General features: G+C 59.3%; 15 protein-coding genes. 8 read left to right on the top strand and 7 right to left on the bottom strand.

Translation table 11 applies throughout. From position 1 onward, the window contains the following. The first annotated feature begins 167 nt into the window (after positions 1-167). The 4 genes from BISU_RS10145 to BISU_RS10130 all read left to right on the top strand — a co-directional run bounded on the left by BISU_RS10145 (position 168) and on the right by BISU_RS10130 (position 6,491). Positions 168-1,124, top strand: coding sequence for a TatD family hydrolase (locus BISU_RS10145; RefSeq protein ID WP_024463872.1), 957 nt, complete (start codon positions 168-170; stop codon positions 1,122-1,124). Positions 1,125-1,582: 458 nt separating this feature from the next. After that, complete coding sequence (locus BISU_RS10140; RefSeq protein ID WP_081672739.1) at positions 1,583-4,261, top strand: KUP/HAK/KT family potassium transporter; 2,679 nt, start codon at positions 1,583-1,585, stop codon at positions 4,259-4,261. Positions 4,262-4,332: 71 nt separating this feature from the next. Next, positions 4,333-5,202 carry a class II glutamine amidotransferase gene (locus BISU_RS10135; RefSeq protein WP_024463874.1) on the top strand — a complete coding sequence of 290 codons (870 nt, stop codon included), beginning with the start codon at positions 4,333-4,335 and terminating at the stop codon, positions 5,200-5,202. A 362-nt stretch (positions 5,203-5,564) separates the two neighbouring features. Continuing rightward, positions 5,565-6,491 carry an HD domain-containing protein gene (locus tag BISU_RS10130; RefSeq protein WP_024463875.1) on the top strand — a complete coding sequence of 309 codons (927 nt, stop codon included), beginning with the start codon at positions 5,565-5,567 and terminating at the stop codon, positions 6,489-6,491. Positions 6,492-6,670: 179 nt separating this feature from the next. Here the strand turns inward: BISU_RS10130 and BISU_RS10125 are convergent, their stop codons facing one another. Continuing rightward, the gene (locus BISU_RS10125; RefSeq protein WP_024463876.1) at positions 6,671-8,281 is read right to left on the bottom strand and encodes an ATP-binding cassette domain-containing protein; all 1,611 of its coding nucleotides are present in this window, start codon (positions 8,279-8,281) and stop codon (positions 6,671-6,673) included. Beyond that, complete coding sequence (locus BISU_RS10120) at positions 8,278-9,615, bottom strand: FtsX-like permease family protein (RefSeq protein ID WP_024463877.1); 1,338 nt, start codon at positions 9,613-9,615, stop codon at positions 8,278-8,280. Before BISU_RS10120 ends, BISU_RS10125 begins: the two co-directional genes overlap by 4 nt. Before the next feature lie 378 nt (positions 9,616-9,993). Here BISU_RS10120 and BISU_RS10115 point away from each other — a divergent pair, with 378 nt between their 5' ends. Both BISU_RS10115 and BISU_RS10110 read left to right on the top strand, forming a co-directional pair. Beyond that, a complete protein-coding gene (locus tag BISU_RS10115; RefSeq protein WP_226839113.1) occupies positions 9,994-11,400 on the top strand; it encodes an Nramp family divalent metal transporter in 1,407 nt (468 codons plus the stop codon). 124 nt (positions 11,401-11,524) lie between these two features. Beyond that, on the top strand, positions 11,525-11,974 hold the full coding sequence (locus tag BISU_RS10110) for a helix-turn-helix domain-containing protein (protein WP_024463879.1): 450 nt from the start codon (positions 11,525-11,527) through the stop codon (positions 11,972-11,974). Positions 11,975-11,986: 12 nt separating this feature from the next. Here BISU_RS10110 and BISU_RS10105 read toward each other — a convergent pair whose 3' ends face one another. The 4 genes from BISU_RS10105 to BISU_RS10090 form a co-directional block, all read right to left on the bottom strand. Beyond that, positions 11,987-12,619 carry a DJ-1/PfpI family protein gene (locus BISU_RS10105; RefSeq protein ID WP_051246157.1) on the bottom strand — a complete coding sequence of 211 codons (633 nt, stop codon included), beginning with the start codon at positions 12,617-12,619 and terminating at the stop codon, positions 11,987-11,989. 103 nt (positions 12,620-12,722) lie between these two features. After that, a complete protein-coding gene (locus tag BISU_RS10100) occupies positions 12,723-13,586 on the bottom strand; it encodes a MerR family transcriptional regulator (RefSeq protein ID WP_081672741.1) in 864 nt (287 codons plus the stop codon). Between the two features lie 267 nt (positions 13,587-13,853). Next, positions 13,854-14,411: a DUF1697 domain-containing protein gene (locus tag BISU_RS10095; protein ID WP_211222956.1), complete on the bottom strand. Its 558-nt coding sequence runs from the start codon at positions 14,409-14,411 to the stop codon at positions 13,854-13,856. Between the two features lie 739 nt (positions 14,412-15,150). Beyond that, complete coding sequence (locus BISU_RS10090; protein ID WP_024463883.1) at positions 15,151-16,683, bottom strand: ATP-binding protein; 1,533 nt, start codon at positions 16,681-16,683, stop codon at positions 15,151-15,153. Between the two features lie 305 nt (positions 16,684-16,988). On the opposite strand from BISU_RS10090, the gene BISU_RS10085 reads away from it, so the two are divergent. Continuing rightward, positions 16,989-17,387 carry a helix-turn-helix domain-containing protein gene (locus BISU_RS10085; RefSeq protein ID WP_024463884.1) on the top strand — a complete coding sequence of 133 codons (399 nt, stop codon included), beginning with the start codon at positions 16,989-16,991 and terminating at the stop codon, positions 17,385-17,387. A gap of 16 nt (positions 17,388-17,403) precedes the next feature. Further along, a complete protein-coding gene (locus BISU_RS13380) occupies positions 17,404-17,526 on the top strand; it encodes a hypothetical protein (RefSeq protein WP_264298192.1) in 123 nt (40 codons plus the stop codon). Positions 17,527-17,635: 109 nt separating this feature from the next. Here BISU_RS13380 and BISU_RS10080 read toward each other — a convergent pair whose 3' ends face one another. After that, positions 17,636-18,562, bottom strand: a complete 927-nt coding sequence (locus tag BISU_RS10080; protein WP_024463885.1) for a DUF1684 domain-containing protein — start codon at positions 18,560-18,562, stop codon at positions 17,636-17,638. Positions 18,563-18,607: the final 45 nt, after the last annotated feature.

The following is an 18,607-nucleotide window of genomic DNA, read 5'->3' as shown; positions in this document are numbered from 1 at the left end:
ACCGCCGGTCCTGGACGGATTGCCGCGTTTTTACGGTGGCAAACGCGGCAATCCGTCCAGGACCCCAGCATCTTCCGATCCGCTGACGGTCGCAGGTGCCGGTCGCAGGTTGCCAGATGGGGCACGTCGACCTTACGCAAGCACCCGGTGCGCATACACTAGGTCGCATGAGCCATCATCATCGCAAACGCAGCTGGGCGCCGGTCCCCGAACCGCTTCCCGAAGGCGCGCATGTCATTGACGACCACACGCATGTGGCCTCGGTCGTGCCCTTCGCCCGCGAGATGCAGCGGCAGGCCGAGGAAAAAGGCCAGCCGGAAGTACCGGTGTACGGCGTCGACGAGCTGCTGAGCCAAGCCAACGCGGTAGGCGTGGAAGGCATCATCGATGTCGGTTGCGAGCTGCCGAATCTCATGACGGCCGTGCAGATGGCGCTGGACCACCCGGCCACCGTGCACGCGGCGCTTGCGATTCACCCGAACGAGGCGGTGCTGCACGGCCACCGCGGAGTGCCGGGGCCGGATGGTCTGCCGGTCACGTATAAGCCGTATCACGACACGAGCTTCGAGGACGCGCTCGCCGAGGTCGCGCGGCTCGCCAAAGCCTACCCGGGCCAGGTCGTCGCCATCGGCGAAACCGGCATGGACCTGTTCCGTACCGGGCAGGGGGCGAAGGAGCTGCAGCGCGAGGCCTTCCGTGCGCATATCGCGCTGGCGAAAGAGCTGAATCTCCCCATGCAGATCCATGACCGCGACTCGCACAGGGAAGTCGTCGAAACGCTGCTGGCCGACGGCAGCCCCGAGCGCACGGTGTTTCACAGCTACTCGGGCGACGCCGAAATGGCGCAGGTCGCCAAGGAACGCGGCTGGTACTTGAGCTTCTCGGGCACGGTCAGCTACAAGGGCAATGACGGCATTCGCCAATCCGCCCGCATCGTCGGACCGGAGCACATCATGGTCGAAACCGACGCGCCGTACCTGAGCCCCATGCCCTACCGCGGCCGCACCAACGCGCCCTACATGATCCCCTACACGCTTGCCGCGCTCGCCGAAGCCACCGGCATGACGCTCGCCGAGGTCGCCCAGGCCACGCGGCGCACCACGCACGCCGTGTACGGAGTGTGACCGGGCGGGGAACTCGGCGCAGGATCCTTGTGCGGAGCGGGGGTTCCCATGCAATATGCAGCTCGGCAGCGTACGTTGTACTACACGGTCACGCAGTTCGTATTGGAAAACGTACACTGAGTGCGGATAAGCGTACGTTTTCCAATACGAACTGCGCGAGCAATAAGGAAAACGTACGATACCGCGTGCGCTGCCACGCAATAGGCATCACGTGCAGCTGATCGCATTAACCGCTGCATGGCCGCCCACTTGTGAAGAGAAGTTGGCATCTGTCGATAGGCAGTATAGACTGGCGGCTTGGCTTGAAAAATGCCACATAACATAAGTACAGCACACAGTGACATAACAGTTACATAACACAGTTACAGCACAACCACAACACACTCATACCACAGTGTTCGTCAGCGGTTGCAGGCCAGTGAACACAACGCAGAGGTCTGCGCAATGGAGGATGCATCATGGTGCAGTCGCGTCGGAACAGGGCGTCGGAGCGGTCGCAGAGCAACGACCAACGCCATAAACAGGCTAAGCAGGGGCATCAGGAGCCGCAGGAGCAGCGCAAACCGACTGGCAGAATCGGCAGAAAACCCGCGCCTCCCCAGGCGGATAGCACCCTGCTGAAAGCCGACACCTTCACGAATGCGCCGAAGGTCTCGCGCCGCACGCTCACCAAAGAGGAGCGCGAGGAGATCGCCAAGCAGGAGCAGACCCAGCGCCAGGAGGAGCAGCGGCTCGCGCTTATGGCCGACAAGGGCCCGCTGGCTCGCTGGTGGATCAAGGTGCAGCACAGCCCCGACAAGGTCTCCCTTGGCATGTCCATCATTGCGCTCGGCGTGGTCTATGGCGACATCGGCACCTCGCCCCTGTACACCGCGCAGACCTTTATCTCCGGTCAGGGCGGGCTGGGCAATGTCGACCGCAGTGCGGTGCTCGGCATGCTGTCGCTGGTGTTCTGGTCGATCACGCTGATTACCACGGTCAAATATGTGCTCATCGCCTTGCGCGTTGACAACAATGGCGAGGGCGGCATCTTCGCGCTGTACTCGCTGATTCGCAAATACGGTGCGTGGCTTACGATTCCGGCCATGCTCGGCGGCGCGGCCTTCCTCGCAGATTCGGTGCTCACCCCGGCGGTCTCGATCTCGTCGGCAGTCGAAGGCCTGAAGACGATTCCGGCGTTTGCGCCGGTGTTCAGCATGAATCCGAATCTGGCGCTGACCATAACAGCGGTGATCATCGTCGCGCTTTTCGCCGTGCAATCGCGCGGCACCGAAAGCATCGGCAAGATCTTCGGCGTCGTCATGCTCACTTGGTTCACCTTCCTCGCCATCGTCGGCATGGTGAGTCTGAGCAACGACTGGAGCGTATTTGCAGCCCTGAACCCGGTCTATGGCGTCAGATTCCTCTTCAGTTCGCACAACCTGGCCGGCATCGCGCTTATGGGCACGGTGTTCCTCTCGACCACCGGTGCCGAGGCGCTGTATTCCGATATGGGCCACGTCGGACGCGGCAACATCTACTTCACCTGGCCATTCATCAAGGTCGCGCTGGTGCTGAATTACTTCGGCCAAGGCGCATGGATGCTGCGCAACCAGCACAATGCAGCCTACGCCAATGTCGAGGGGCTTAACCCCTTCTTCGATATGCTCAATCCTGATGTGCGCTATGTCGCGGTGACGCTCTCCGTCGCTGCCGGCATCATCGCCTCGCAGGCTTTGATCTCCGGCGCGTTCACCATAGTTTCCGAGGCCACGGGCATCAATTGGATGCCGCATCTGCAGGTGCGCTACCCATCACGTACGCGCGGCCAGCTCTACATTCCTGTCGTCAATACAGTATTATGCGTGGCTGTTCTCAGCGTGCTCATGCTGTTCCGTGATTCCGAACACATCTCTGCCGCATACGGTTTGGCGCTTACCGTTACGATGATCAATTCCACGATTTTGCTATCGGTTTATTTGCATCATCACCACCATCACCTATTCTCCATCGCATTCTGCGTGTTGTTCATTGCCGTCGAGACGATGTTTTTCGTTTCATCGGCTGCAAAGTTTTTGCACGGCGGCTGGTTCACGATGCTGCTCACCATGCTGATTCTGCTCATCATGGTCACGTGGAATGACGGCACCAAAATCGAGCGCTTGCAGCGCCGCCACATGCGGCCCACCGACTTCCTGCCCGCGCTCGACAAGCTGCACGGCGACTTCCGCATCCCGTATTATTCCGACAACATCGTGTATCTGACGTCGGATACCGAAATGAAGCGGCTGGACACCGACATCTTCTTCTCCATTTTTGCCGACCATCCCAAGCGCGCCCGCGCCTGGTGGGCCATTTCGGTGGACACTACTGACCAGCCGTTCACCCGCGAGTATTCGGTGGAGAATTTCGGGACGAACTATATATATCGTGTGCGCATCCGCATCGGATTCAAGGTCTCCCAGTCGATTCCGGCCTACATTCATCAGGTGATGCACGATCTTTCGCGCACTGGCGAGCTGCCGCAGCAGAAGTCGGCGTACCCCAAGATCGACGCCGACCCGGATATCGGCACGATTCGCTATGTGCTGGTGCACAAGGCGCTGATGCCTGAATCGAATATCTCGACGCGCGAGGCGCTGTCGCTGCGCATGAAGTATGCGATCCGCCACTTGGTCGGCTCGCCGATCAAGTGGTTCGGCCTGGCGCCCTACAACCCGCAGATCGAAGTCCAGCCGCTGTTCGTCACCACGCGCCGGCCGCCGCGTCTGCGCCGCGAGACGGTGAAAGCGACTGACGCTCACCGCGCTTCGGGGCCGAGTGCTGGTGCTGGAGCTGCGGCCGGCACTGGCGGCAAAAGCGGCAAAATCGAGATCAAGATCGCTGACTCGACCGCCGCTTCCGGTGTCTCCGCCAGTCTTGCCAGGCTTGCCGCTGAAAAATCTATCGCTGAAAATCCTGCCGTTGAAAAGCCGGCTGAGAACGCCGCCGCTTCCGGCGCAGGCAAGACGGATGGTTCCGGCGATGCGGACAGACTCGCCGAAAAGCCTGCTCAATCTGCTGAGAAAACTGGTGAAACAGCTGTCGAACAATCCGCCGAAAAACCTGCTTCCGCCGTCCCGAAGACGCGCGAGAACGAGGCTGGCGACGCGGACTGAACGCCCGTTATAGAAATCGCTTATGACTTCGCCGAGGGCAGGGCGGCAAACATGCATTACAGTGGTCAATTATGTGCAGATTACTGGGATACGCGACCGCGGGCTTCGACTTGAGCCTGCACGCCATCCTAGGAGCGCAGGCAGTGGCCGATTATCGGGGCTTGAGCGAAATCCACAACGACGGCTGGGGCGCTTCGCTGCTGTCCAATCCGGTGGAGCCAGCCGATCTGCCCGATGGCGGCGCCCCCAGCCCGGAAACCGGGACGAGGCTCTACCGCTCCACCGTCGCTGCCGAATTCGACCCGGTGTTCGGCGAACTTGCCGAGGAGCCGGCGCGTGGAGCCTTGTGGCACTTGCGGCTGGCCAGCTCGAACCTGCCGCTGATTCTTGAGAACCAGCAGCCCTTCTTCGCCAACGGACTGAGCTTCATCCACAACGGCGACATATCGGACGAGCAGGGCCGTAATATCATCGCCAGCCATGACTACCCGGTTGACGATAAAATCTTTCTCTCGACGGGCGGACGCAGCGATTCGGCCATGTTCTTCGCAGTGATTCTGGAATACATCGGCTTCGGATTCGCGTTGGACGAGGCCGTGGCCCAAGCGGTGCGCGAGCTGCGCCAGCGCTACCCGAAGTCGAGCTACAACTGCATGCTGCAGAGCCAGGACCAGCTGATCGTGCTGTGCGCAGCCGGGCACGAGGAGACCGCATCGCGCGTCGTCGAAATATACAACCGCTACGGCCGTGGCGGCAAGGTCTACGATTACCGCACGGTGCGCTATCGTGCATTGCATGATGAGAATGGCGAGCCGGCAGGCGTCGTAGCGGCTAGTTCCGGGTTCAGGCAGGACGAGGACGAGGGCTGGACCGCGCTGAAGAACAATGAGATGCTCATCGCCTCGAATCGCACCGGCCGCTTCCGTCTGCGCTCCATCTGATGGCCGAGCCGTGAAGCGGAAAGCCCAGCTGAGCCGTTAAGCGGAAAGCCCTGTGGGCTTTCCGTAGGCGAGGTGAGCGCCCGCTAAGGGCGCGAAGGGCGGTGCCCACCGGCACCGTCAATCCGTAGGCGAGGTGAGCGGCCTAAGGAACGCGAAGGACGGTGCTTTGTGCTGTCAGTTCGAAAACTGTAAAACCGCAGAGTCTCGCCATTTTCGGTTTTGAAAAACCGCACACGACGACTCATGGATCACATGACGAAGGAATACGCCGCACGACGGCTTATGCGGCGCACGAAAGGGTGCGTCATGATGAGATTGTGCGCGAGGAATTCCATACCTCGCAACATATCTACAATGGTCGTATGACTGGAATCATACCCACGCTTGCGCAGGCCGACGAGCTGCATCGGGCGATTGCGCCCTCGCAGGAGGCTTACGACCTCATCCATACGCATTGCGTCATCATCGCGACCATTACCCGCCAGCTCGTGCATCGGCAGAACGCGCTGTTCGTGCGCCGTTGCACGCTGCCCGCAGACGCTGCAGAGTTGGGTGGGAGGCAACCGGCATCATCAGCGGCACCGATGTCTGGGTCTGCAACGGTGCTGGAGCAGACAGCTCAGTCATTGCAATCAGCGCAGTCGATGCAATTAACGGGGTCAGAGCATTCGGCTCAGCAGACGCAGCCGACTGGGCCGGCATCACAGTCGACGCAGTCGGCGGACCGCGATGCTGCGGATGACAACGGCGTCGCTGTGCCCGCTGTCCTGCCGACCGACGGGGTGAGCGGCGGGACGGTGCCGCCGTACTTGCTGGATGAGAGGCTCGCGGTCCTCGGGGCCATGCTGCACGACATCGGCACCTATAAGGTCCTTAAGGACGACGGTTCTGATGGGGGAGCGCTGAGTTTCGACGGGCCGCGCTACATCCTGCACGGGCTGCTGGGCTATGAGTATCTGCTTGAGCAGGGCGTGGACGAGTCGGTGGCGCAATTCGCTCGGAACCATACCGGGGTAGGGCTGACCAGCGCGCAGGTCAAGGCGCAGCACCTGCCGCTGCCGGATGGGGACTACGTGCCGATGACCCTCGAACAGGAAGTCGTCATGGTGGCGGACAAGTACCACAGCAAGTCGATTCCGCCGAAGTTCCTCACTGCCGAGGCCTACGCCGCGAAGGCAGGCCGCTACGGCGAAGCGAACAAGCGCCAGTGGCTCGAGCTCGTGGCCAAATACGGCACGCCTGACATCCCCGCGCTGGCGAAGCGGTTCGGAATGCGACTCGTGCAGTAGCAGGCTCGCACTATTCGAATCCGAATACCAATAGTGCGAACTCATCGAACAATGTGTGTTCGGTTTTTACTCGCGGCAAACGTTGAAAATTCGCCATTCCTGTCGATGAAACATAACATGGTCTATGTTCATTTGGCTCGCACTACGCCAAGCGTCCTCACAGTAGTGCGAGCCAACAATCACTCATCCACGTCGTATACGGCGTCGGCCGCCTCGCAATCGGCATCGGACGAGGTGAGCATGATGACGCTGCGTCGCGTGTTGCGGCTACGCGAGATTGCGGTCAGCAGGGACAGTATCTCCTGCGTCTGTGCATCGTCCAGCCCGGCAGTGGGCGCGTCGATGATGATGACCGAGGCCTCGCAGCTGATCGCCCGGGCGATAGCCATCCGCCGCCGGTCCACTTCGGGCAGCTCGCGCACCGGGACGCCGGCATGGATGTCTTCGCACCCGACCTGACTGAGCAGGTCGCGCGCGACCACCGGCTTGGGCTTCAAGAACGTGCGTCCGGAAGCATCCATCGCATACACCAGATTCGCCACGGCATCGAGATCCTCGCGCAACGCGAAGCGCTGCGGCACCATGCCTATGCGATGACCGCGAATTTCGCCGATCTCCAGTTCGTTGATGTTCGCGCTTTTGAGCAGCACCTGCCCGCTGTCGGCCCGAATGAAACCGCCCATGACTGCCATAAGCGTCGTGCGCTGTTCCTCGTCATCGACGAAAATGGCGTACAGCCGGCCGGCATGGAACGCCATATCCACGTCATCGAGCACGCTGCGCCCCGTCTTGCGGTTGGTCACGGTAAGGTGGTCCAGCGCGAAGTTCGGGTAGGTCTTGAGCAGCATAGTGTCATCGCGCCTGGAGATGATTTCCCTATCGAGCCGGGAGGCGATGCGCTCCGTGGAATCGGCGCCGGCATCCCGCGTTGACGTGCCTGTCGGGAAGATTGTGGCCTGCGATTGGGCGAGCCCGAGCGTGGCCTCGACGCGTTCGGCATTCCGCGCGGCGATATCGATATCGCTTGCGGCGTTTTCGGATTCCTCGTAGTCCGCAGCGGCTGTGCTGGATGCCTCTGGTGCGTTCGTTGCATACGAACCGCTCGATTCGAGCTGCCCGGCGGCCGCATCCGAAGAATGATGGTCGGCGTTCGTGGCGTTCTGCTCGGCTGAATTCTGCACATTGGTGCCTCGTGCATCGGACGATTCGACATCGTAGGAGAACTGGCCGGTTTCAGCGGCACCGTGCCCGGCCTGTGCGGAAACGGATTCGGCGTCAGCATTGCCGGAGAATTCAGCACCGGTGTCGGCGTCAGCGACGCTATCAGATTCGGGTCCGGCTTCGAAGCTGGCATTGGCGTCGACCGCAGACCCGGCTTCCGCACCGTTGCCTTCGCTCCGCACGTCTTCGTCAACGGTATTCGCACCAACAGAATCCGCATCAACGGCATCCTGATCTTCTGGCGAAAGCGCAGAATCGTCGTCGGTCAGTGTGCCGTCGCCGGAGATAATCGCGAAGTCCCCATCCTCGTCATCATCGAATACGACGCTGAACTGCACGGTCCGGTTTTCTTCGGCGGCGTCTTCGTCTTCACTGTCTGTGGTATCGGACCGGTCGCGTGCCTCGCTGTCCTCGCTCATGTCCGTATCCCTTTCGGTGCTGTCGTTCATAGCTGCCGGATGCTCGCGCTCATCAGTACCCGGTGCGGCTGCCTCGTTGGATACCGATGCCGCAGTCACAGCCTGATCGTCGTCATTGTTCTGGTCTTCGCCGTTTCGTCCCTCGCTCATCGCGTTGCCTCCTTGCGTGCTTCGAACAGGTTTCCGGTGCGCAGCAGCAGCGCCCGCAGCGAGGCGATGATGCCCAGCGCAAGGCATGCGCACAGCCCCAAGCCAAGAACCTTCCAGATGATTCCGGCATTCAGATTGATCGTGCCGGCGCCTAAGTCCGACCCCTTCAGCAGCGCGGTGCCAAGCGGCTTGGTGCCGAAGCCGCCGGCGAGCATGCCGATGGCGAGTCCGAGCAGTGTGGGCAGCAGCGCCTCCAGCATGAGCTGCCAGCCGATGCGCGGTTTCGTCACGCCCACGATCAGCGCGGTCGAGATCTCATCTCGCCGCTTGCGCATCGCCAACCCCACAAGCGCGAGCAGCAGCACCGCCCCCGCAATCCATGCGATGTACAGCAGCAGGTCTGTCTTCGTGTTCAGGCTGCCGAGCGGGGCGATTTTTCTGTTGTATGCCTCGAGCGACGGCGAGGAAACCGTATGCGTGGACGGCAGCTTCGCCGCCTTGACAATCTTGACGAACTTGTTGTAGTCCGAAACCCCGCTCACTTGGAACATGATGTTGAGGTCGGGCACGGACCAGTTCTTGGCTGTGGATGACTCGAATCCGTTGGCGCCGAAGGCGTAGTAGCTGCTGTAGAGCACGTTCTCGCGATTGTCCTTCGCAAGCTTCGCGTCCGATCCGTAGCCTTTGGGAGCGTTGCCGGTGTATGAATAGATGCCGCGGACCTTGAAGGCGTAGGATTTCGCAGCGTCCGAAGGATCGCCGACCTTGAGCTCGCTGCCCACCTTCAGCTTGTTGCGCGCGGCGACCTGCTGCGAGACCAGCACGCCGGTCTTGTCCTGCCCGGCGTAGTCGAGCTGCTTGCCCGCGACGATCTTGTAAGTGCCCAGATCGTTGGCTGCGGCGGCATCCTTCGTGTAGAAGCTGCGCAGCGTGAGCTCGCCGCCGGTGGCCTTCGGGTCCGGCTTGGCGGAACCGGGAATTGCAGTGAATGACGCGCTCTGGCGCACGGGCAGCGATTCGGTGAACGAGTAGGTGAATTGCAGCTGCGCCGTCTGCGCGGCCGTGGCATAGGTGGTGTAGTCGTTCCACGACAGGTAGTTCTTGGTCCAGGCCGGGTCGGCGCCGTTGCGTTTGGCCATCGTGGCCGCGCTTGGTCTGATGACTGCCGAAACCTGCTGCGAAGCGTATGCAGTGCCGTGCGCGGCGGTGTTCGCCTGCCGGACCGCAAGCCCGAACAGGCTGGCGGATGCAATCAGCGCCGCGACGATGACGATGGACAACGTTCGCCATAGGTGATGCGTTAATGCGGACCATGCGTTCTTGAGAACGAACATGCGGCTCTCCACTTCTCTTGCGGCCTGCGGCAGGACCTTCGAGCCGCGTTACAGCGTTCGGTTACAGCGTAGTCGACGCATGCCCCGAAGGCTTGGGCGCGTCTCGTACTCGGATCTCGTACGCACCTAACTATGGGCACGCCAAGTGTATGTTGTCTTGCGCAAAGCTGGTTGCCTGCTGCGAGCGAACCGAAAGAGAACCGAGAGATGGAAGCCTCGTAGCTATATGCAGCACCGGGTTCGTGGCGGGTTCGGCGTGGCGGAATTCGAGTCTTCGGAGATCGTGCCTCGTGGTTTTCCAGGCCGTTTTATAGTCGTTACATAAAAGTTCGACCCCTCGAATATACTGATGGCGATACGGAGGCAAAGGTAATGACGATGACAAATGAAATGGGCAAAATCGACGGGGCCACAATGGCCAGCACGCCGCGCAGGCGACCTTTGGTAACGACCGCGAACGGGCGCTCGCTCGAGGAGATCAACTCGACGATACGCGTCCCTTCGCGTTCCGTAGGGTTCTGGAAAAGCCTCGCGACTTTCTCCGGCCCCGGTGCGCTTGTCGCCGTGGGATATATGGACCCGGGCAACTGGATCACTTCGATCGGCGGCGGCGCCCAGTTCGGCTACCTGCTCATGTCGGTGATCCTGATTTCCAGCGTCATCGCGATGATGCTGCAATATATGTGCGCCAAGCTCGGCATCGTCACCGGGCTTGATCTCGCGCAAGCCACGCGCATGCATGTCGGTCGCAAGCTGGGATTCGCGCTGTGGATATGCACCGAGCTGGCCGTGATGGCCACCGACGTCGCCGAAGTGATCGGCGGCGCGATCGCGCTCAACCTGCTGTTCGGCATCCCGCTGACCATGGGCGTGACGCTCACCGTGCTCGACGTGCTGCTGTTGCTGCTGCTCACGAAGATCGGGTTCCGCAAGATCGAGGCCATCGTCGCCTCGCTGATCGGCATCATCGTGGTCGTATTCGTCTATGAGGTGGCGATCGCCAAGCCGGATATGGGCGCCATGTTCGCCGGGTTCCTGCCCAGCCCCGATATCCTCAAGCCTTCGCAGCTCACCATGGCCCTGGGCATCGTCGGCGCAACCGTGATGCCGCACAATCTGTACCTGCACTCCTCGATCGTGCAGACGCGCGACGTGGATCGCGATGACGAAGCGCAGGTCGATCACGCCGTGCGTTTCGCCGCATGGGATTCCAACATTCAGCTCAGCGTGGCCTTCGTGGTCAACTGCCTGCTGCTCGTGCTCGGCGCGGCTATGTTCTTCGGCCACGGCGATGGGCTTGATACCTTCACCTCCCTGTACAATGCGCTCGGCGACTCGTCCTTGGCCGGCCCTGTCGCCAGCGCTGCGCTCAGCACGTTGTTTGCTGTGGCGCTGCTGGCATCCAGCCAGAACTCCACGATCACTGGCACGCTGACCGGGCAGATCGTGATGGAGGGCTTCATCCGCATGCACATCCCGCTGTGGCTGCGCCGGCTGGTCACGCGCGTCATCTCGATTATTCCCGTGCTCATCTGCGCCATCGTCTTCGGTGGCAAGGAGTCCGCCCTCGATAGCCTGCTCGTCTACTCGCAGGTGTTCCTGTGCGTGGCCCTGCCGATCTCGATGGTGCCGCTCGTGTGGCTCACCTCGTCCAAAAAAGTCATGGGCAAGCACGCCAACCCGCTCTGGCTGGTCATTGTCGCTTGGATAGTCGTGGTGGTGCTCACCGCGCTGAACATCCAGCTCATCGTGCAGACCGTGGGTGCCCTGTTCACAGCGTTGTGATGGTGCGGCGCTGCCTGCGCATATTTCCAGCATATTGACAGTTTTCGACTATTGTCAGTATTGTCAGAAACTGATAGACTGTCACTCACAAAAAGCAATCGTATGCATTATGTGAGGAGGAGCCATGACTGTGTTGGAGATGCCTCAGGCGAAAGGCATCACGGTTCCGCGCGGGAATCGTGCGCTCGTTGATTCAGACGGCGATGTGACGGCGCTGAATGCCGAAGCCTACGAGGCGGCGCTGAATGCCGCTATGGGTGTGATGGGCAGACATCGCATGGTTACGACCGGCGAAGCGGCGAAGCTGCTGAATTGCTCGTCACGCACTGTTGCGCGTATCCTTGATTCAGGACGCCTTCCGTTCACCCGCAATGGTGCGGCAGGCCGCCGCATGGTGGATGTGGCCGATGTGATGGCCTACCAGAAGCAGGAACGTGCGCGGATGGAGCAATCCTTGGCGTCGATGCGCCGTGCGGCCGTGGAAATAGGCCTATACGACGAAGACGATGCGGCATACGTCGCCGGTCTCGAAAACTCGGGGGACTCGCATGGTCAAGCCAGTCGCGCTACTTGATGCCAACGTGCCTTACTGACGCTGTTGCGAATCAACCGCGAAGGGGTCGTCATGCGAGTCTTCGGCCCAGCGGTACTCGGTATGCTCGGCGATGCGTCGCGCGAGTTCGATGCCATATTGCCCGGCAATCCAGCCTAGTGCCATATCGATGCCGGCGCTCACACCCGAGGAAGTGACGTATTTTCCATCGCTTTCCCATCGGGCCTGATTCTGCCAGTTGACCTGCGTCCGCACGGATTTCACCCAGTTCAGGGCGCGCTTGTTCGAGGTTGCGCGCCGTCCGTCAAGCTGACCAGTTGCCGCGAGCAATGCCGAACCGGTGCAGACCGTCAGACAATGCTCGCTGCGCGATGCCAGGGAGTCGAGCATGGCGATGAAGCTGGCATCCTTGCTCAAGGGGCGCGTGCCGCCTCCGCCGGGAACTAGCAGCACGTCAGGTTTGTCGTCGCCCGAAACCGGCAGCGTTTGCACGGGTACGCCGTAGCTGCCACGCACCAACCCGCCTTGCTGCGACACGAAGCGCAGCCGGGTTTCGACCGGCGACCCGTCGATCTTGCCAAGATACCCCAGCATTTCCACCGGCCCGAACGCATCCAGCGGCTCGAACCCCCCGAACAGCAATACCGCGATATCCAAGCATTCCATGTGATGCATCCTTTCCGTGCCTTTGTGTTGAGGCTCATTATGGCATACGCGAGGACAGAAAGGCATCGAGGGCTGCGGATGCGTTACAGAACGGCGAATTTGGCTATCTCTGTATCGTGGCTGCGTTTGTTGCTGTACCGACTTCCATGCAATGACCGCAGCGTCCGCATGTCGGGCAGCGCAGTTTTCTGGTGCGGGGCGTGTGCGCGGCGAATATGAATTCGCGCATGCTTGGCTGGAATACGGTGTGGCAGGCTGGGCAGAGATAGCGTACACGGTCGTGATAGAACTTCGTAAGCCATGCGGCGAAACCGATGACGACAAGCATTCCGATAGCGAATGGCCACCAGAGGCCCGTGCGGATGGCGAAAATCAGCGTGCCGATTTCAATCGCATCGAGCGCGATGCCGCTGACGAGCATGATGATAAGAGTGGTGCGTCGATTAGTTGTGGTGTTCATAACGGTGGCCATGTCGGGCAGTGAATTCAGCGAAAGTCGTTCCGAACCGTTCAATGTGCGTTGCAGCAGCGCGATTTCGCGCAACTGCTTGCTGCGCTCGCTGACCTCGCGTTGCAGTAGCGTCTGCTGCTGTTCGAGCAGATCGGATATGACCTGCTCGGGGTGCTCGTCGGCAAGTACGGACTTGATCTGATCAAGCTTCAGCCCGATGCCACGCAGGAAGCAGATGACGCGTAGCTGATTCACATCGTTCGCACAATAAATCCGTCGCCCGCCGTCGCTGACTTCAGCCGGGCGCAGGATGCCGCGCTGGTCGTAATACTGCACGGTCCTAACGCTCACCGAGCACATCCTGGCGATGTCGCCGGTCGTATACCGGGTCAGTTCTGATTTCGTATCCGGGGTCTGCGCAGTGAATTGCGGATTGGGCGCTGACTGCTGCTGCCCCGTCGCATCACGTAGGTCGCGAGAGACTTGGCGCGTGTCAGCCGTTGAATTCTTCGACATAGTCAACCTCCTTTCGTGATCCACCATGGCGTATGACGCAGCGTCACGAGCAACACCTTACGCGGCGTCGCCTCGCAAATCTTCACAATTGCATGAGGTCGTATCGGGCTATTCGTTTCAAAGTCGTTCCATAACTGTTTCGTCTCACGCTACCTTATTCGGGCCGGTAGGTTATATGTAATTGGGGCACGGCCGACGGCTGTGAGTTGCCGGATATCCCGCTTGTAAGATGCGTCTGCTCTTTCTCACGCAATGGCAGAGGCGCGTTTACTCCTCATCGGTCATTGCGGCGAGCTTCGTGACTGTGTTCCAATTGCGAACCGTGGCGACGGTGTTAGCTCCGAGGACTCGCGGCTGCACGAGTTGCGCGGCGAGCTTGGAGCGGCCGATGCCGCCCGGCAGCAGGCAATAGATGGCATGGTCGCCCACGGCGAATCGTTCGGGCAACAACGCGGCAGCGTCGATCTGATCAAGCCGCGCCGGGTCGGGCTGGGCCGAACAGTAGATGACATGGAGCTGCCTGGGCGCGTACTCGCCTGCGGGAAACGGACAGTGTGATACGACTGCGTCAAAGTAATCATGGTCCCTCACAATCACATCGACAATGGAATCATATTCGTCAGCTAGAGCCTGGCTGATTCGTGCCGCAAGCACATCATCGGGGCAGTCTTCGGCGTCAAAAGCGACCTGACCGCTTTGCAAGTACGTGACGACGCGCTGATATCCGAGACGTTCCAGCAGCGCTCGCAGCTCAGTCATGGCCACGCGCCTATGCCCTGCCACATTGATGCCCCGAAGGAGCGCCGCATATCGCTTCATGTCCATGTGTGGCTCCTTTTTTGGTTTCGCCGGTTCTCGTCGGTATGGATGACTGTCGGCGTGAATGACACGAGTCTGACCGATATCCGCGACATGTGGACGCGATTGCAATGAAGCGGGGCACTGCTGGTACTGCTGGCAATGCGATGGCTCAATGGCTCAATAATGCAATGGCTCAATAACGTAATGATTCAATGTTTGGCGGTTGCCGCTATCGCTCGGCATGACCCATCGGATCAGCCTTTTCATGTTTGGAATGCATGGCGGGGTCATGTTCACACATGGTCCCGGCCGCGCTCGGCTCCTCATTTTGCCTGAAATTCGGCTATCTCGCTTATGTGAGGTGTTATTGGGGTGCCGCGGAGGTCTATCTGCGTTGTGTGAGGCGCTATTTCGCGGAGTGTCGAGTATCGGACGGCCCAGAACCGCAGTTTTTGGCCAGCGATACTCGGGGTGCCAAGGTATTAACGCCTCACACAACGCAGATAGACCTCCGCAAGGGCGAATTAACGCCTCACATAACGTAGATACACTGAAAACAGTGAACTAGCATGCCGAAATGATAAAAGCCCGAACTCGCGCTGTCTGCCTTATGCTCATTCAGCGGCTACCGGCTGTTGCCCAGGCCATCCACCGTGGAACCTAGGAAGTACCTAGGAAGCTAAACCCTACCAACTTCCTAGGTTCCGGGTTCGCTTCCTAAGTAACTTCCTAGGTTCACATTTGCACATGGTCACTTAGTCTGTTAATCGGCGACGCTGCTCGTCTCTCCGTGCGATGCGATAAGTCGATAGCGGCGTTTCGGGCTGTATTTGGATCCGATGCCTTCCGCGAGTCCTTCCTCCATCAGTCGGGAAATATAATCACGAATGGTTTTGGTGGAGACGCCGGCGGCATTCGCCAGTTCAGAGGTGCTGGCGTTTTGCCGTTCCGCGAGATATGCCAGTATGGCCGATCTCATATTGTCGTGCGAGTAAGAAGCGCCTTCCTGCTCAGTCATCTTGCGATGTCCAAAGATGATACGGAATTCACTTAACGAACTGACCGGGATTGGCGGCGGCATCAGTGCATCGGCCAGAGAGCCTTTGATGATCGCATACCCGGTGCCGCGATTCTCAACCACATGCCCCGTCTGCCCATCGATGTCCGTGTAAGGGGTGTCTTCCAGAATCCTGGAAAGGAACTGGTTCCTGGATTGCGTACTGCCTTTCTTCCCGAGTTCATCAACGGTAAGAGGCCCGAACAGACCACCGGGATTGATGATTTCCAAGCGGTCTGGGTACAGTTCTACCCGGACGGGCGCACCTTGGGCGTCGAGCGAATAATCGCGGTGCATCAAGGCGTTCGCAACTGCTTCCCTGATTGCATCAAGCGGGTACTCGGGCACGTCCTCGCGCAGGGCACCTTTGATAAGCGCCCCATGACGAATATTGCGCGAGACGGCACGCAGCGCCGCTACGAGCATGACCGGGATAGGGCCGTCGATGTTTTCTGAATCTACAAACCGATGCCCCCCAGTGGAAGCGTCCCCTTTGATTGCAGTGGGGAAGGCCGAAAACACGATGTTCAAGCGAGGGAAGAATTTCTGAGGGAACGTGCCGAGCGCAAACAGCCCGGCAATCGTAGGCCGTGCAACGCCTTGTGCATCATAGGCCACGACGCGCCGATTCGTCATCAGCTGCTCGTCCGTCATTGAGGCGGTGCCGCCGAAAGATCCGCTTCGCTGAATGTCCAACCAGCCAGACAGCAATTTTCTGTCGAAATCCTCGATGGTTGCGTCGTCGACGGTCGCAATGTCATTGCGCGCCGTGCGATACTGATTTTCCATGAAACGGTCAATTTCGTACATCGTCAGTTTGTAATCGCCGTCGCCGGTTCGCAAATATGAACCCTCTGGTCTTCCATATCGCTTGATGTAGCAGGGCTTCTGCCGCGCATCCAATTCTGGGATGTTTGCCACCACGATAGGTTTGCGCTCATAGTCCAGCACTTGAATATCGGCGAATATGGCTGGGCTGATCAGATCCCGCGCCGCCTGGGCCAGCTGACTTTGCAGTTTCCTGACATCGACATCCACCGCATGGAATGTCTTTTCGGAAATGCCCAGAATGACGACGCCGCCTGTAGTGTTGGCGAAAGCCACCATTGATTCCACAATGGAGGAGGGGAATCCGCCTTTGGCATCTTTGATTTCATAATCCGCTAGATCTGTTCCGGCTTCTTTCATGACGGCAATAGCTGCTGCCAACTCCGCGTCGGTGGAGATTCTTGAGAACATAGCCCCTGCCTTATGTATTTCGCCGTCACAGTATATTCTGCATTACCTAGGAAGCTAGTATATCAAAACTTCCTAGGTTCCTAAGTATTTTTCCTAGGTTCCAAGGTTGCTTCCTAAGTAACTTCCTAGGTTTGAAGATGGTTTTCGGCTGATGCAAGGAGATTTGGGATGTGGTGTCTTTGTAATTCGTAGTGTGTCGCCAATTGCAGAAATTTGAATATATCAGTTTTGTCCGTATTGTCAGTTTTGCCGTTTTTTGATATAATGACCGTATTGCGTTTCGAATACGTCTCAAGGAGGTCATCATGAGCATAGTGACGATTGGTACTGCGGTGGTGCGGCCGGATGCGCCCTATGTTCTGCAGGGCGACGGCAAGACCTACCGTCTGGATCGCTCGGCTTTCGAAGCTGCTCTGCGGGCAGCCGAAGCGGCTTCGGACAATCAGTCGTTGATTACGACCGGCGAGGCGGCTGAAATCCTGCAGATGTCAGCGCGTACGGTCGCACGTATTCTCGACGCCGGACGTCTACCGTTCTTCCGCAATGGACAGTCAGGTCGGCGCATGGTAGCTTGCGAGGACGTGCTTGCTTACCGAGATGCGCAGATGCATCGAAAGGCTCACTTGCAGGCGGCTCGCGATTTGGCCGATAATCTGGGTCTGTATGATATTGATCCAGCCTCGTTGCCATTGAAAACTCGGTAGGCAAGGAACTGGAATCGTGAGAAGAGTCGTCATCGATGCAAACATTTTTGTGCGGACGTGGTTGCTTGACCCGATGCTCTGCCTTGCCGATGAGGCCTTCTTCAATCCGGTCTGGTCATCCAAGATTATGCAGGTTTGAACGGATTCGGACACTCTCCGAGAATGTCCGAATCCGTTCAATTGATAGTTAGTCCTAGCCCAAAGGGTTTGAAAGGTTCTCCCAGTGAGCTAACGCCTGCTCTGCTCAGCTATTCAGCGGGTGTGTCGATGATGGTTGGGGTCTTTTCGCCGGCGGTGATGGCGAAGTCGAAGTTGTTCTCTTCGGGCGCGAAGGGGCAGGTGCAGAAGTAGGTGAATGCGCAGGGCAGATTCCCCGTCTGGTTGAAGTCGAGGTAGGTGATGCCGTCGGGGTCGGTGAAATCAAGGTGAAGCGCTCGCCCGCCGCCGTACGTCTCCTTGCCGGAGGTGGCGTCGCGCAGGAGGATGAAGCCGTAGTCCTTCGTATTCTGGCGATTGTCCAGATAGACTTTCTTGCCGGTTTTCTCGTCGACCTTGATCCAGGCTGAATCGTCGTTATGCCCTTGCAGAACGACGATGCGGTGCTCCTTGCCGTCGACTTCGACGTACAGATCGCCGATGGCGGTTTCGTTGTGGGACAGATCGCCCAGCACGGCGGAGGTTTCGACGTTCTCCCATTGCGGCAGCGGCACGTAGCGCGCGGGAACGACCCAGCGCTTGTCGGGCTTGAAATGCGGGATTCCTGCGAATCGCTGGCGAGTAATCGAGTTTGGGTCGCGCTGGCGCACCGCGAAGGTTCTGCTCGAACCGATGCGCTTGATCAGCTGGGCGCGGACTCCTTCGTAGTCGAAGTCCTCCACATTCACGTCAGCGGTGATATCGACGATGATCTCCTTGGGCGCGGTCAGCACCTCGCCGTGGTTCACCACGTCTTTGCCCGGCTCGGGCGTGTAGATCACGGTGTTGCCCTGCTGGGTCCACTGCCCGGGGAAGCCATCGATGGTGATGGTGGCGTTATCGCTCAGCCAGTCGATGCTGCGCAGCGAAAGCCAGCCGTATTCAGAGTTGAGCTGGGCTTCTCGCGCCTCGCGCAGCTTGTTCCACAACGCGGTGTATTCGTCGACGCTGAGGTTTTGGATATCCTGATATGTAGTCATAATGACCCCTTTGTGGTGTGTTCCTTCAAATTGTGTGTTGTTTGT

It is taken from the genome of Bifidobacterium subtile (genome assembly GCF_000741775.1).
Lineage (GTDB): Bacteria > Actinomycetota > Actinomycetes > Actinomycetales > Bifidobacteriaceae > Bifidobacterium > Bifidobacterium subtile.
The sequence above is the reverse complement of the archived record's forward strand: the minus strand, read 5'-3'. Positions and strand labels throughout refer to the sequence as shown.

What these genes read in the sequence shown, in the direction of transcription:
- BISU_RS10145 (WP_024463872.1), top strand. Translation starts at nt 168, where the DNA reads ATGAGCCATCATCATCGCAAACGCAGCTGGGCGCCGGTCCCCGAACCG.
- BISU_RS10140 (WP_081672739.1), top strand. Translation starts at nt 1,583, where the DNA reads ATGGTGCAGTCGCGTCGGAACAGGGCGTCGGAGCGGTCGCAGAGCAAC.
- BISU_RS10135 (WP_024463874.1), top strand. Translation starts at nt 4,333, where the DNA reads ATGTGCAGATTACTGGGATACGCGACCGCGGGCTTCGACTTGAGCCTG.
- BISU_RS10130 (WP_024463875.1), top strand. Translation starts at nt 5,565, where the DNA reads ATGACTGGAATCATACCCACGCTTGCGCAGGCCGACGAGCTGCATCGG.
- BISU_RS10125 (WP_024463876.1), bottom strand. Translation starts at nt 8,281, where the DNA reads ATGAGCGAGGGACGAAACGGCGAAGACCAGAACAATGACGACGATCAG.
- BISU_RS10120 (WP_024463877.1), bottom strand. Translation starts at nt 9,615, where the DNA reads ATGTTCGTTCTCAAGAACGCATGGTCCGCATTAACGCATCACCTATGG.
- BISU_RS10115 (WP_226839113.1), top strand. Translation starts at nt 9,994, where the DNA reads ATGACAAATGAAATGGGCAAAATCGACGGGGCCACAATGGCCAGCACG.
- BISU_RS10110 (WP_024463879.1), top strand. Translation starts at nt 11,525, where the DNA reads ATGACTGTGTTGGAGATGCCTCAGGCGAAAGGCATCACGGTTCCGCGC.
- BISU_RS10105 (WP_051246157.1), bottom strand. Translation starts at nt 12,619, where the DNA reads ATGGAATGCTTGGATATCGCGGTATTGCTGTTCGGGGGGTTCGAGCCG.
- BISU_RS10100 (WP_081672741.1), bottom strand. Translation starts at nt 13,586, where the DNA reads ATGTCGAAGAATTCAACGGCTGACACGCGCCAAGTCTCTCGCGACCTA.
- BISU_RS10095 (WP_211222956.1), bottom strand. Translation starts at nt 14,411, where the DNA reads ATGGACATGAAGCGATATGCGGCGCTCCTTCGGGGCATCAATGTGGCA.
- BISU_RS10090 (WP_024463883.1), bottom strand. Translation starts at nt 16,683, where the DNA reads ATGTTCTCAAGAATCTCCACCGACGCGGAGTTGGCAGCAGCTATTGCC.
- BISU_RS10085 (WP_024463884.1), top strand. Translation starts at nt 16,989, where the DNA reads ATGAGCATAGTGACGATTGGTACTGCGGTGGTGCGGCCGGATGCGCCC.
- BISU_RS10080 (WP_024463885.1), bottom strand. Translation starts at nt 18,562, where the DNA reads ATGACTACATATCAGGATATCCAAAACCTCAGCGTCGACGAATACACC.